Origin of the sequence: Rhizobium lusitanum (assembly GCF_014189535.1) — a bacterium.
Taxonomy (GTDB): domain Bacteria; phylum Pseudomonadota; class Alphaproteobacteria; order Rhizobiales; family Rhizobiaceae; genus Rhizobium; species Rhizobium lusitanum_C.
In genome coordinates this window covers 2,580,781-2,593,820 of record NZ_CP050308.1, presented here as the reverse complement: position 1 = coordinate 2,593,820, position 13,040 = coordinate 2,580,781, and the positions used below count along the sequence as shown (strand labels likewise).

Below are 13,040 nucleotides of genomic sequence, written 5' to 3'. Positions count from 1 at the left end.
TAGGTGGGATGCGGAGGGCTTGATCGCGACGAGTGTGCGGATGGTGGCGGCGAATGGGGATTGAGGGGCAGGTTACAATCTTTTCTTCGCGAAGGCCCGCCCTGAACCGGATTTTAGATACTTTTCGAAAGCGAAGGCCTGCGCCTCATCGGAAAAAGCTATGTAGGTTTTGAGGGACCAAGGAGCATATTTTGAAGTATGCGGGACCTCCTTGGCATTATGCTTTGCCAAGCGGGCTTTCAGGTCGCCCGTCACTCCCACGTAATGATGGTCAGGAGCCTCAATGCTCGCGAGGATGTAGACATACTTCATGCAGAAGCATGATAGTGCGCCTGAGCAGGCACGCAACCATAACGATACGACCGTGAGAATAATATTCAAAAAGGATGAGGAAGAGTTCGCGCCAAGTAGAGAAAACCCGCTTACGTTGCTTCGCAACTTCAGCGCGGCAGCCTTCGCTACCTCTCGCCTTCATCTCATCAAGCCCTCCGGGCTTGCCGAGCCGAAGCTCGACCAACTGGCAATATTCACTTCGATAGAATTGAGACACCGAAAAGAGGAGAAAAGAATTCTCGTCAAATGGAGAGAAGCCCGCTTACGTTGCTGCGCAACTTCAGCGCGGCAGCCTTCGCTGCCTTCTCGCCTTCAGCCCATCAAGCCCTCCGGGCTTGCCGAGCCGAAGCTCGCAGAGCGAAGGCTGGTGGAGCTAAGCGGGATCGAACCGCTGACCTCTTGCATGCCATGCAAGCGCTCTCCCAGCTGAGCTATAGCCCCATCAAGATGGTGCCGGTTGAACCGGCCCTGGGTCCCTTCGAAGCGTTTCGCCCGTCGGGGTGGCGGCTTATTACTTCTGGTTTTTACAGATAGCAAGCCGAAATTTTCGGCCCGGAAAACTTTTCTTGTTTTACCGGGCCGACTGTCCGTGGATCAAACGTCGTCGTCGTCGCCGTTAACGCCGATGATGTCGCTCATATCGTCGTCATCTTCGTCTTCGTCGGCTTCGAGGAAGGTATCGTCGTCATCGTCGCCGATTTCGACATCGTCATCGCCGATATCCGGGATCTCGTCGCCGGCAGCAGCCTCATCGGCGTCCTCAAGCGAGACCAGCTCGACTTCAGTGTTTTCGGTATCGACTTCAGCCACCTCTTCCTCTTCCGGAACTTCCTTGGCAGCGGAGGTTTCCTCGAAGTAGGACAAGGGCCAGGACTTGCCGGTATAGGGCGAGACGACCGGGTCCCGGTTCAGGTCATAGAACTTCTTGCCGTTGTCGGGATCGGTACGTTTTGTTCCAAGTGCCACTTTCACCACTGTCAAAGCCTCATAAGTGACCGAATCAAAATTCGGCAACGCCGTCCAAGCCGGCGATTTAAGGGAAATTATCAGCCGGTCCCCTTAATCGTTGCCGCTGTCCCTGTCAAAGATAAACTTTGTATACGCCGCGTCCAGTTTTCCCCGCATACCGGGATGACCCGGCAGCGGCACTGTGATATCGAGCCCGCGTGAACCGCAGGGCAGCTGGCGCAACCGAACCGAAGTCAGCGATAATGCGGCGTAAATAACGGCATCGCAAAGGAATTGCCCATGCCGCACGACACTCATTCGCGGCCCGCGACAGCGCGCCGCTCGACCAATCTTTCCGGCACCATCCGCGTTCCCGGCGACAAATCCATTTCGCACCGCGCCTTCATGTTCGCGGGTCTGGCCTCCGGCGAGACCCGCATCACCGGCCTGCTCGAAGGTGAGGATGTGCTCAACACCGGCAAGGCCATGCAGGCCATGGGCGCCAAAATCGAGAAAATCGGCGGCGAATGGATCATCAAGGGCGTCGGCAACGGTGCATTGCTTGCCCCACAGGCGCCACTCGACTTCGGCAATGCCGGCACCGGCAGCCGCCTGACCATGGGCCTTGTCGGCGTCTATAATTTCGAATCCACCTTTATCGGCGACGCCTCGCTCTCCAAGAGGCCGATGGGCCGCATCCTCGATCCGCTCCGGCAGATGGGCGTGCAGGTCAAATCCAGTGCCGGCGACCGGCTGCCGGTGACGCTGCATGGACCCGAGACAGCCAATCCGATCACCTATCGCGTGCCGATGGCCTCGGCGCAGGTGAAATCCGCCGTGCTGCTCGCCGGCCTCAATGCGCCCGGGATCACCACCGTCATCGAGCCGGTCATGACCCGCGACCATACGGAAAAGATGCTGGCCGGCTTCGGCGCCGAACTTTCGGTCGAGACCGACCGCGACGGCGTGCGCACCATCCGCCTTCAGGGCGAGGGCAAGCTTTCCGGCCAGACCATCGACGTTCCCGGCGATCCCTCCTCGACCGCCTTTCCGCTGGTCGCGGCACTGATCGTTCCCGGCTCCGACATCACCATCCGCAACGTGCTGATGAACCCGACCCGCACAGGCCTGATCCTGACGCTGCTGGAGATGGGCGCCGATATCGACATCCTCGACGAGCGCCTTGCCGGCGGCGAGGATGTCGCGGATCTGCGTGTGCGGTCCTCAGCGCTCAGGGGCGTCACGGTGCCGACTGAGCGCGCGCCGTCGATGATCGACGAATATCCGGTGCTCGCCGTTGCCGCCGCCTTCGCTGAGGGCACGACGGACATGCTGGGCCTCGAGGAATTGCGGGTCAAGGAATCCGATCGGCTTTCGGCGGTTGCCGAGGGGCTGGCGCTCAACGGCGTCGATTGCACGGAAGGCGATGCTTCGCTTACTGTGCGGGGCCGGCCGGATGGGAAAGGTCTCGGCAATGCCGGCGGCGAGCGGGTCAGGACCTATCTCGACCACCGCATCGCCATGAGTTTCCTCGTGATGGGACTTGCCTCGGAACATCCGGTCAGGATCGACGACAGCGCGATGATCGCAACCAGCTTTCCGGAGTTTTTCGATCTGATGGCGGAACTCGGCGCCGATATGGAAGTGGAAGGAAGCATACCTCAGTGACGACACCGTTTACGATCGCCATCGACGGACCCGCCGCGGCAGGGAAAGGAACCCTGTCGCGCCTGATCGCCGACCAGTATGGTTTCCACCATCTCGACACCGGCCTGATCTATCGGGCAACGGCCAAGGCCCTGCTCGATGCCGGTCTGCCGCTCGATGACGAGGCGATGGCGGAGACGATGGCGCGTAAGGTCGACCTTGCCGGGCTCGACCGCGCCGTCCTGTCGAAGCATGAAATCGGTGAGGCGGCGTCGAAAGTCGCCGTCATGCCGGCGGTGCGCCGGGTACTGGTCGAGGCGCAGCGCGCCTTTTCACTGAAGGAGCCGGGCACGGTTCTGGACGGACGCGACATCGGTACCGTCATCTGCCCGGATGCGCCGGTGAAAATCTACGTCACGGCCTCGGCAGAGGTAAGGGCGAAACGGCGTTACGACGAAATTATCGATGCCGGCGGCAGCGCCGACTATCAGGCTATTTTCGAGGGCGTGCAGCGGCGCGATGAACGCGATATGGGTCGGGCCGACAGCCCTTTGCGGCCAGCGGAAGACGCGCACTTGCTTGATACCTCGGAAATGAGTATAGAAGCGGCGTTTCAGGCGGCAAAGTCGATCATCGACGCCGTTCTGAGCCGAAATGCCTAACATGAGAGCGGCTATCGCGTGCCTTGCGCACGAAGCCGCTGATTTTTAAAAGCCTGACATTCCGTCCAAGCGCCGGATAGCTTTCCCAAGAGGAAGGCGGACTGGGTGCAGGCCTGTTCAACACGAACCACCGGCGCATCAGTGTCCAAAATGCATAATAAGGACACGCCAGGAGATTTTATGTCTGTAGCTACCCCCTCTCGCGAGGATTTCGCAGCTCTTCTCGAAGAGTCCTTTGCCAAGAACGACCTGGCCGAAGGCTATGTCACCAAAGGTATCGTCACCGCCATCGAGAAGGATGTCGCTGTTGTCGACGTCGGCCTCAAGGTCGAAGGCCGCATTGCACTGAAGGAATTCGGTGCACGCGCCAAGGACGGCACGCTCAAGGTTGGCGATGAAGTCGAAGTCTACGTCGAGCGTATCGAAAACGCGCTGGGCGAAGCCGTCCTGTCGCGCGAAAAGGCTCGCCGCGAAGAAAGCTGGATCAAGCTCGAAGTCAAGTTCGAAGCTGGCGAACGCGTTGAAGGCGTTATCTTCAACCAGGTCAAGGGCGGCTTCACCGTCGATCTCGACGGCGCTATCGCCTTCCTGCCGCGCTCGCAGGTCGACATTCGTCCGATCCGCGACGTGACCCCGCTGATGCACAACCCGCAGCCCTTCGAAATCCTCAAGATGGACAAGCGTCGCGGCAACATCGTCGTGTCCCGCCGTACGGTTCTGGAAGAATCCCGTGCCGAGCAGCGTTCTGAAATCGTTCAGAACCTCGAAGAAGGCCAGGTTGTTGACGGCGTCGTCAAGAACATCACCGATTACGGTGCGTTCGTTGACCTCGGCGGCATCGACGGCCTGCTGCACGTCACCGACATGGCATGGCGCCGTGTGAACCATCCGTCGGAAATCCTGTCCATCGGCCAGCAGGTCAAGGTACAGATCATCCGCATCAACCAGGAAACCCACCGTATCTCGCTCGGCATGAAGCAGCTCGAGAGCGATCCGTGGGATGGCATCCAGGCCAAGTATCCGGAAGGCAAGAAGATTTCCGGTACCGTTACGAACATCACCGACTACGGTGCGTTCGTCGAGCTGGAGCCGGGCATCGAAGGCCTGATCCACATCTCGGAAATGTCCTGGACCAAGAAGAACGTACACCCCGGCAAGATCCTGTCCACGACGCAGGAAGTCGAAGTGGTCGTTCTCGAAGTCGATCCGACCAAGCGCCGTATCTCGCTTGGCCTGAAGCAGACGCTCGAAAATCCGTGGGCTGCATTCGCTCGCAACCATCCGGCCGGCACTGAAGTCGAAGGCGAAGTCAAGAACAAGACCGAATTCGGCCTGTTCATCGGCCTCGACGGCGACGTGGACGGCATGGTGCACCTCTCCGACCTCGACTGGAACCGTCCAGGCGAACAGGTCATCGAGGAGTTCAACAAGGGTGATGTCGTCAAGGCCGTCGTTCTCGACGTCGATGTCGACAAGGAACGCATCTCGCTCGGCATCAAGCAGCTCGGCAAGGATGCGGTTGGCGAAGCCGCTGCTTCTGGCGACCTGCGCAAGAACGTAGTCGTTTCCTGCGAAGTCATCGCAGTTAACGACGGTGGCATCGAAGTGAAGCTCGTCAACCACGACGACATCACCTCGTTCATCCGCCGCGCCGATCTGTCGCGTGACCGTGACGAACAGCGTCCGGAGCGTTTCTCGGTCGGTCAGGTTGTCGACGCCCGCGTCACCAACTTCTCCAAGAAGGACCGCAAGATCATGCTGTCCATCAAGGCTCTGGAAATCGCAGAAGAGAAGGAAGCTGTTGCTCAGTTCGGTTCGTCCGACTCTGGCGCTTCGCTCGGCGACATCCTGGGCGCGGCTCTGAAGAACCGCGGCACCGAATAATCCTCGGTAAGCCTGGTAGAAAGAAAGAACCCGCCGGAGCGATCCGGCGGGTTTTTGTTTGACCTTCGTGGGGTCCGGCTACTCTATTCCCAGCCGACCATGCGCCGATAGAAATCGAAGGCGTGATCCGACAAGGGATCGGCCGGTGCGGGTGCCGGCAGCGCCGCCTGTTTCGGTGCAACAGACACGGCCGAAGCGGAAACTGCCTCAGCCGCGGCTTCCTCGGAAACTGGATCGGAGGAAGAAGAAGCCGGTTGGTCCGTCTCCTCGGGCGAGGGCTCGTCCTCGCTATCGTCGCGCGCCGCCTCTCCTCCCTGCCCCTGTTCGCGCTCCTCATCGACCAGGTCGACACGATTGACCCGCTTCGGATCGTCCTCGGCAGGGACCTCGGCCGGAAGATAGTGCGCGATCGCGAAGGGAATGCCGAGCAGCGGAGCGATCGTCGTTCCCGCCTGCGCCACGGCCTCCGACATGTCCATGATCGTCATTATCGGCGCATTGCCCGGTGATCTCACGGGAAGTGGGGCGGCGGCCTGCGCACTCTGCGCCTCCTCGGAGGAGACCGCAGCCTGGCCCGCCAAGGCGGCGGTGAGGTTCCTGACGCTCTCGTCACGGACCGTTTGCGGCAATGGTTGCAGATCCGGCTGACTAGCGGCAAGTGCCTGTGCGATGACCCGCTCGGCCAGCGGCATATCGCTCCGGGTGACCTGCGGAAGATCGGGACCGGCAAGATCAATTGCGGGGCTGATGACGACCTGCAGCCCTTGCTTGATATCGGCCTGTAGCTGCTGGATATCGCGCGGCACCGGCGGCGGCGTGAGGGGAGATCTGATCAACGCAATTTCTGTCGGGATCTTGCTTTCACCGAGCGCTGGCAGTGGGAGTGATGCGGCGGAAAGTGCCTTGTCTTCGACCATGACCGCAATCTGCGAAAGGACGCCCCTTTCAGCCGTGACGTTTGCGGCCTGCGGCGTCGCGCTGCCCTGCGGATTTGGCGTGGTTTGCGGCGTCACGACGGCCTCAAGCTCAGGCATGGCCTCCGAAACCGGGACCACTGCAGGGCTAACAATTGCCTGGATGACAGCCGCTGCTGTTTGTTGCTGAGCTTGAGCCGCAGGCGTCGAGGGAAGAGCCGTGGCAGGCGCAAGAGATGGCGCTGCCATCTTCTCTGGCAAGACCGTCGGGGCAGCCGTTCCCGTATTAGTGGGAGACAGCGCCGCCGTCTTCTCGGGTAAGGCTGATGGGGCAGCACTTGCCATGTTGGAAGCCGCCTCCGAGGTCCTCGGCATCGCCGCCGGTGACTGCTGCTGCCCGACCGCATCCGGTTCTCCGGCATTCTGGCCATAGGAATTAACGACCGCCTTGATGATCGCATCGGGCTCCTGTGTCAGGGATGCATCCAGGCTGACAGCGATCTGCACGGCTTGTGGGCTATCCGGATTGTCGAGAGCCGCAGCGAGCAGGGGCAGAGGAACCGGCATCTTTGCCTGCGTATTCAACTGCTGCTGGGCGGCGGCGAGCTGCTGGGGCGGCAGGCTGCGGATTGCGTCCACCAGTCGCTGCGCCAGGGCGGCATTGCTCTCGCCGGGTTCACGCGGAACATTCAGCGCCACGCTGGCGGCATCGATCGCCGACAGCAGACTTTCGAACATCCGATCGCGCGCAGCCATCAGCAGCATGTTCAGCTTGTCTCCGGCGCTGGCGTTCACTGCACTCGACAGGATCGCAAGCGGCGTGGCTGCGGCCTGGACGCTGGATGTTTCGGCGGTGGCGACCACCGGCTTCTCAATGGACGCACCCACAACGGAGACTGCGGCAACGGGAGACAGCATGGCATGCTCCTCTGTCTGGCAAGACGGTGTTGGAAGCGGGAGGCAGGTTCAATCAAGGCCGCTCATGCGGCCTGTCGCTATTCGAACACCGGAAGCCGGCAAGGCAACGCAAGAAGGCGCCGATCGAATGCATGCAATCAGAGGCAGAATAGCAGCGCGTTTCTTAACAGATCACTAAAGAAAAGCCGGCGCGCGGCGGCGGCACCGGCTTTTCCAATCATTTCTGAAGCAGCTGATCAGCTATGCGCGAAAATATCGGTCTCTTCCCAGCCGAGGAGATCGAGTTTGGCGCGGGTCGGGAGAAAGGTGAAGCAGGCTTCCGCATGTTCCATGCGGCCATCGCGCGCAAGGCGCTCCGTCAGCTTGGCGCTCAGCGCATGCAGATAGAGCACGTCGGAGGCGGCATATTCGAGCTGCGCCTGCGACAGTTTCACGGCGGCCCAATCGGAGGACTGCTGCGTCTTGGAAATATCGACCTCGAGAAGTTCCTTGAGATTGTCCTTCAGGCCATGGCGGTCCGTATAGGTGCGGCAGAGGCGCGAGGCGACCTTGGTGCAGAAGACCGGCGTGGTGGTGACGCCAAAGGTATGGAACAGCACGGCGATATCGAAGCGGCCGTAGTGAAAGATCTTCTGGCGGGCGGGATCGGCGAGCATGGCGACCAAATTGGGCGCCTGCTTTTGGCCCGAGGCGATGCGGATCACATCGGCGCTGCCGTCGCCCGACGAAAGCTGCACGACACAGAGCCGGTCACGGCGGGGGACGAGGCCGAGCGTTTCGGTGTCGACAGCGATGGCACCGGTGTAGCGAGCGGCAGCGGCCACGGAAATATCGCCTTCGTGATAGCGGATGGTGGCGGCCATGAAACTCTCCGGGCTTAATATCGTCTGAAACTTGTTTTCGTTCTGTTTTATAGAACAGACAGGGACATAGCGATACTACGCGAGGCCTAGAATGTCGGTGGCGTATTGATCCAGAGCAATATGGTTTCGCCATCGTGACGGTTGCGCCAGGAATGATCGCGGCGACTTTCGAAATAGAGAGAATCGCCCGGCATGAGATCGAAGAACTGGTCGCTGTCGAGCACCAGCTCCAACCGGCCGGCGAGAACATGGATGAACTCCTCGCCGTCGTGACGATAGGCACCTTCGCTGGTGGCGCCCGGCGCCAGGACGAAACGGTGGCAATCCATCATCGTCCGCCCCTCGGCCAGTAGCTGGACGGTGACGCCCGGCGTCGTTTCCGGCCAGGCACGCCATTCACCCGATCGGATCAGCACCGGAACGTCTTCTCGCTCCTCGCCCGACAGCCGCGAGACCGTCGTGCCGTAATAATCGGCGAGATCATGCAGGGTCTTGAAGCTCACGCCCTGCGAGGTTCGCTCCAGCGTCGACAGGGTCGAGGATGTCACGCCCATGTCGGCGGCGACCTGATCCAGCGTCTTGCCAGCTGCATGGCGGAGCGCCCGCAGCTTGCGGCCGATGCCGGAGGACGCCGCCTGCTCGCCATTCTCCGCACCCGGCAGGGTCGCGTCTTCCGTCTCCAGAGCTTCGCGGATCGCGGCGGGATTGAGCCCGCGCTCGGCGCGGAACCAGGAAATGCGCTTCAGCCGCGCAACATCCTCGGCGCTATATTGACGGTGTCCGGTGTCGGAGCGGCTGGGCACGACCAGTCCCTGGCTTTCCCAAAGCCTGAGCGTCGAGGCCGACACGCCCGCCAGACGCGCCGCCTCCGCCACCTTGTAGCGCACGGGCTCGATGCTGTTCATTTGCCAATGATTCCTGATCTTAGTCTTTTGATTTGCTTAGCATGGATGGCCGGCTTGCGTGAGCCTCGACGGCTTTCTTGTCACCCCTGCAAAATGTCGCTTGATATCTTGCAGGAAAAATGTAGGAATTTTTCTAAAGAACTTGCAGAAGTTCTGCAAGATAATTCTAACTCGCCCTTTCCTTGGAGTATCGCGATGACCCTGACTGATCGGAAAAACGCCGCCATTTCCCGCGGCGTCGGCATGACCACGCAAATCTATGCCGACCGCGCTGAAAATTCGGAGATCTGGGACAAGGAAGGGCGCCGTTACATCGATTTCGCCTCCGGCATCGCCGTGGTCAATACCGGCCATCGCCACCCCCGCGTCATCGACGCCGTCAAGGCGCAGCTGGATCGCTTTACCCATACCTGCCATCAGGTCGTGCCCTACGAAAACTATGTGCATCTTGCCGAGCGCCTCAATGCGCTGACGCCGGGCGATTTCGCCAAGAAGACCATCTTCGTCACCACCGGCGCCGAAGCGGTCGAGAATGCCGTGAAGATCGCCCGCGCCGCCACCGGCCGCTCGGCGATCATCGCCTTTGGCGGCGGCTTCCATGGCCGGACTTTCATGGGCATGGCGCTGACCGGCAAGGTCGTGCCCTACAAGGTCGGCTTCGGCTCTATGCCGGGCGACGTCTTCCATGCGCCATTTCCGGTGCCGCTACACGGCGTTACCGTCGAACAATCGCTGGCCGCGCTGAAGAAGCTGTTTGCCGCCGATGTCGATCCGCAACGTGTCGCCGCCATCATCATCGAGCCGGTACAGGGCGAAGGTGGGTTCTACTCAGCACCTGTCTCCTTCATGAAGGCACTGCGGGAACTTTGCGACCAGCACGGCATTCTTCTCATTGCCGATGAGGTGCAGACGGGCTTTGCCCGGACCGGCAAGATGTTTGCCATGGATCATCATGAGGTCGCGCCCGATCTCATGACGATGGCAAAGAGCCTTGCCGGCGGCTTCCCGCTGGCCGCCGTCACCGGCCGAGCCGAGATCATGGATGCGCCGGGACCGGGTGGCCTCGGCGGCACCTATGGCGGCAATCCGATCGGCATCGCCGCCGCCCATGCCGTGCTCGACGTCATCGTCGATGAAGACCTCTGCAACCGCGCCAACCAGCTCGGCTCGCGGCTGAAACAACGGCTGGAATCGCTGCGCGACAAGGTGCCGGAGATCGTCGACATTCGCGGCCCTGGCTTCATGAACGCCATCGAGTTCAACGATGTGACGACGAAGCTGCCAAGCGCGGACTTTGCCAACAGGGTGCGGCTGATCGCCCTCGACAAGGGCCTGATCCTGCTCACCTGCGGCGTCCACGGCAATGTCATCCGATTCCTCTCGCCGATCACCATCCAGGACGGCGTTTTCAGCGAGGCGCTCGACATTCTCGAGGCCTCGATGCTGAAAGCAAGCGCCGGCAAATAACGACGCCCGCGCCAAAACCGATTCTCAGAACGCCCGGCGCGATGGCCGAGCAATATCCTCTCTGGAGAGCATATCATGTCTTTCACGACCGCAATGACCAAGCATGTCCCCTTCTCCTCGCCCTTCCTGCGTGACGCCGGCTATATCAATGGCGTCTGGACGGCAGGCGGCGCGACGAAAACCTTCGATGTCCTCAATCCGGCAACTGGCGAAGTGCTGGCAAGCCTGCCCGACATGGGCGTTGCCGAGACCACGGCGGCAATCGACGCGGCCTATGCCGCGCAAGCCGCCTGGGCCGCCCGCCCGGCCAAGGAACGCAGTGCTATCCTGCGCAAGTGGTTCGACCTGATGGTTGCCAATGCCGATGAGCTGGGCGCCATCCTGACGGCGGAGATGGGCAAGCCCTTGCCCGAGGCCAAGGGCGAGATCCTTTACGCCGCGTCCTATGTCGAATGGTACGCGGAAGAGGCCAAGCGCATCTATGGCGAAACCATTCCCGCCCCATCCAACGACAAGCGCATGCTCGTCATCCGGCAACCGGTCGGTGTCGTCGGCACGATCACCCCCTGGAACTTCCCGGCGGCGATGATCGCCCGCAAGGTCGCGCCCGCGCTGGCCGTCGGCTGCACCGTCGTCTCCAAGCCCGCCGAACAGACGCCGCTATCGGCAATCGCGCTGGCGGTGCTGGCCGAGCAGGCCGGTATCCCTGCCGGCGTGTTCAACGTCATCGTCGGCGTCGACGGCCCGGCGATCGGCCGCGAGCTCTGCAGTAATGCCAAGGTGCGCAAGATCAGCTTTACCGGCTCGACCGAGGTCGGCCGCATCCTGATGCGCCAGTGCTCGGACCAGATCAAGAAAGTCAGCCTGGAGCTTGGCGGCAATGCGCCGTTCATCGTCTTTGACGACGCCGATCTCGACGCCGCCGTCGAAGGCGCGATCGCCTCCAAGTATCGCAATGCCGGCCAGACCTGCGTCTGCGCCAACCGTATCTATGTCCAGTCCAATGTCTATGATGCCTTCGCAGCCAAGCTCGCCGCCAAGGTGGCCGAGCTTGCGGTCGGAGATGGCTTCGCGCCCGGCGTCGCCATCGGCCCGCTGATCGACGAGCAGGGCATTGCCAAGGTCGAGGATCATGTGCGCGATGCCGTATCGAAGGGCGCGAAGGTGCTGACCGGCGGCAAGCGCATCGAGGGCCCCGGCACCTTCTTCACGCCGACCATCCTGACCGGCATCGACCGGACCATGAAGGTCGCCCGCGAGGAGACCTTCGGCCCGGTGGCGCCGCTCTTTCGCTTCGAGACGGTGGACGACGTGATCGCGCAGGCGAACGACACCGAATTCGGCCTCGCCGCCTATTTCTTCGCCGGCGACCTCAAGAAGGTCTGGCGGGTTGCCGAGGCGCTGGAATACGGCATGGTCGGCATCAACACCGGCCTGATGTCGGCGGAAACCGCGCCCTTCGGCGGCATCAAGCAATCCGGCCTCGGCCGCGAAGGCTCGCGCCACGGCGCCGACGACTATCTCGAAATGAAGTATCTCTGCATCGGCAATCTCTAGAGAGCCTTGCGGGCAAGACACTACATCATAGCCGGCTAATTATGTCGTTGTGATGCGAATACGGCCCTGCCAAAGACGGGCGGCCGTCAGCTTTCCGGAGCGGAAGGCCCCCGTGTCGATATTGAGCCGAAGCCCATCCGCTTCGGCTTCCTTTACCGGCGTGTGGCCGTGAATGATCAGTTTCGGCAGCGGCTGCGCGCTGTCGTAGAAGCGCGAGCGGATATAGACGAGATCGTCATCCGCCTGCTCCGCGATCGGCCGGTCGGGATCGATGCCGGCATGGACGAACAGCACCTCCGGCGTATCGAGCAGGATCGGCAGGCCGCGAAGGAAATTGATATGGTCGTCGGGCAACCAGGTCCGGATGAAGGTATCGAGTTTTTTCTGCTGGGGATATTGCTGACGCAAAGCCTGGATATCCGCACCATAGGATTTCAGCGTCGCGTCACCACCGAGCGCGATCCAGTCGTCCAGGGATGTTTCACCGTCGATATACTCGAGCATCGCCATTTCGTGATTGCCGGTGAGGCAGATCCGGTCGAAGCCATTCGGCGGTGGCGCTATCAGCCGGCTGATGACCTGCGCCGAGGCTGGGCCCCGATCGATATAATCGCCGAGCATGATGATCAGCTTGCGGCCGGGTAGCGTGGCGGCATCGTTGAAAATCTTGCGCTCCAGCGCGCTCAGGAGATCGTAGCGTCCATGCACGTCGCCGATGACATAGGTGGGCATATCGAGGACCTCGAGCCGCTCACGACGCCGCTGCTGGCCGAAGCCACGCGTCATTTTTTCGCGTATCGTATTTGCCACCATGAAATTCTCTCATCGAAGTGTCAGCATCCCGAGCGCTCCATCCCACATCTGCAAGAATAATCGAAAAACGACGATTCTGTGCCGAGTCATGGGTATAAACGCTTGCGTCGGCTCTCTACCTCGCTGGAA

General features: G+C 61.2%; 11 protein-coding genes and 1 tRNA gene. 5 read left to right on the top strand and 7 right to left on the bottom strand.

Annotation, left to right across the window (positions count from 1 at the left end; all coding sequences use genetic code 11):
* Nucleotides 1-72: 72 nt before the first annotated feature.
* From HB780_RS26170 to HB780_RS26160, 3 genes are all read right to left on the bottom strand, one after another.
* Nucleotides 73-312, bottom strand: a complete 240-nt coding sequence (locus HB780_RS26170) for a GIY-YIG nuclease family protein (protein WP_183690446.1) — start codon at nt 310-312, stop codon at nt 73-75.
* Nucleotides 313-698: 386 nt separating this feature from the next.
* Nucleotides 699-774, bottom strand: a tRNA-Ala gene (locus HB780_RS26165).
* Nucleotides 775-927: 153 nt separating this feature from the next.
* A complete protein-coding gene (locus HB780_RS26160; protein WP_183690444.1) occupies nt 928-1,308 on the bottom strand; it encodes a TIGR02300 family protein in 381 nt (126 codons plus the stop codon).
* Nucleotides 1,309-1,581: 273 nt separating this feature from the next.
* On the opposite strand from HB780_RS26160, the gene aroA reads away from it, so the two are divergent.
* The 3 genes from aroA (at nt 1,582) to rpsA (ending at nt 5,474) form a co-directional block, all read left to right on the top strand.
* Nucleotides 1,582-2,949, top strand: a complete 1,368-nt coding sequence (gene aroA / locus HB780_RS26155; protein ID WP_183690442.1) for a 3-phosphoshikimate 1-carboxyvinyltransferase — start codon at nt 1,582-1,584, stop codon at nt 2,947-2,949.
* Nucleotides 2,946-3,590 (top strand): (d)CMP kinase, encoded by a 645-nt coding sequence (gene cmk / locus HB780_RS26150; protein ID WP_183690440.1) that lies wholly within the window; start codon nt 2,946-2,948, stop codon nt 3,588-3,590. Before aroA ends, cmk begins: the two co-directional genes overlap by 4 nt.
* A 180-nt stretch (nt 3,591-3,770) precedes the next feature.
* The gene (gene rpsA, locus HB780_RS26145) at nt 3,771-5,474 is read left to right on the top strand and encodes a 30S ribosomal protein S1 (RefSeq protein WP_183690438.1); all 1,704 of its coding nucleotides are present in this window, start codon (nt 3,771-3,773) and stop codon (nt 5,472-5,474) included.
* Nucleotides 5,475-5,557: 83 nt separating this feature from the next.
* Here the strand turns inward: rpsA and HB780_RS26140 are convergent, their stop codons facing one another.
* From HB780_RS26140 to HB780_RS26130, 3 genes are all read right to left on the bottom strand, one after another.
* Nucleotides 5,558-7,306 (bottom strand): hypothetical protein, encoded by a 1,749-nt coding sequence (locus HB780_RS26140; protein ID WP_183690437.1) that lies wholly within the window; start codon nt 7,304-7,306, stop codon nt 5,558-5,560.
* A 236-nt stretch (nt 7,307-7,542) separates the two neighbouring features.
* Nucleotides 7,543-8,169 (bottom strand): ribonuclease D, encoded by a 627-nt coding sequence (locus tag HB780_RS26135; RefSeq protein ID WP_183690435.1) that lies wholly within the window; start codon nt 8,167-8,169, stop codon nt 7,543-7,545.
* Nucleotides 8,170-8,255: 86 nt separating this feature from the next.
* The gene (locus HB780_RS26130; protein ID WP_183690433.1) at nt 8,256-9,074 is read right to left on the bottom strand and encodes a MerR family transcriptional regulator; all 819 of its coding nucleotides are present in this window, start codon (nt 9,072-9,074) and stop codon (nt 8,256-8,258) included.
* A 195-nt stretch (nt 9,075-9,269) separates the two neighbouring features.
* Here HB780_RS26130 and HB780_RS26125 point away from each other — a divergent pair, with 195 nt between their 5' ends.
* Both HB780_RS26125 and HB780_RS26120 read left to right on the top strand, forming a co-directional pair.
* Complete coding sequence (locus tag HB780_RS26125; protein ID WP_183690431.1) at nt 9,270-10,541, top strand: 4-aminobutyrate--2-oxoglutarate transaminase; 1,272 nt, start codon at nt 9,270-9,272, stop codon at nt 10,539-10,541.
* A gap of 75 nt (nt 10,542-10,616) precedes the next feature.
* Nucleotides 10,617-12,098: an NAD-dependent succinate-semialdehyde dehydrogenase gene (locus tag HB780_RS26120; protein ID WP_183690429.1), complete on the top strand. Its 1,482-nt coding sequence runs from the start codon at nt 10,617-10,619 to the stop codon at nt 12,096-12,098.
* 39 nt (nt 12,099-12,137) lie between these two features.
* Here HB780_RS26120 and HB780_RS26115 read toward each other — a convergent pair whose 3' ends face one another.
* Entirely contained in the window at nt 12,138-12,911 is a 774-nt protein-coding gene (locus tag HB780_RS26115) for a metallophosphoesterase family protein (protein ID WP_435693893.1), read from the bottom strand.
* Nucleotides 12,912-13,040: the final 129 nt, after the last annotated feature.

Bases quoted from the DNA above. Each gene is read 5' to 3' on its own strand.
- HB780_RS26140 (WP_183690437.1), bottom strand. From the start codon at position 7,306: ATGCTGTCTCCCGTTGCCGCAGTCTCCGTTGTGGGTGCGTCCATTGAG.
- rpsA (WP_183690438.1), top strand. From the start codon at position 3,771: ATGTCTGTAGCTACCCCCTCTCGCGAGGATTTCGCAGCTCTTCTCGAA.
- HB780_RS26115 (WP_435693893.1), bottom strand. From the start codon at position 12,911: ATGGTGGCAAATACGATACGCGAAAAAATGACGCGTGGCTTCGGCCAG.
- HB780_RS26120 (WP_183690429.1), top strand. From the start codon at position 10,617: ATGTCTTTCACGACCGCAATGACCAAGCATGTCCCCTTCTCCTCGCCC.
- HB780_RS26135 (WP_183690435.1), bottom strand. From the start codon at position 8,169: ATGGCCGCCACCATCCGCTATCACGAAGGCGATATTTCCGTGGCCGCT.
- HB780_RS26130 (WP_183690433.1), bottom strand. From the start codon at position 9,074: ATGAACAGCATCGAGCCCGTGCGCTACAAGGTGGCGGAGGCGGCGCGT.
- HB780_RS26170 (WP_183690446.1), bottom strand. From the start codon at position 312: ATGAAGTATGTCTACATCCTCGCGAGCATTGAGGCTCCTGACCATCAT.
- HB780_RS26125 (WP_183690431.1), top strand. From the start codon at position 9,270: ATGACCCTGACTGATCGGAAAAACGCCGCCATTTCCCGCGGCGTCGGC.
- aroA (WP_183690442.1), top strand. From the start codon at position 1,582: ATGCCGCACGACACTCATTCGCGGCCCGCGACAGCGCGCCGCTCGACC.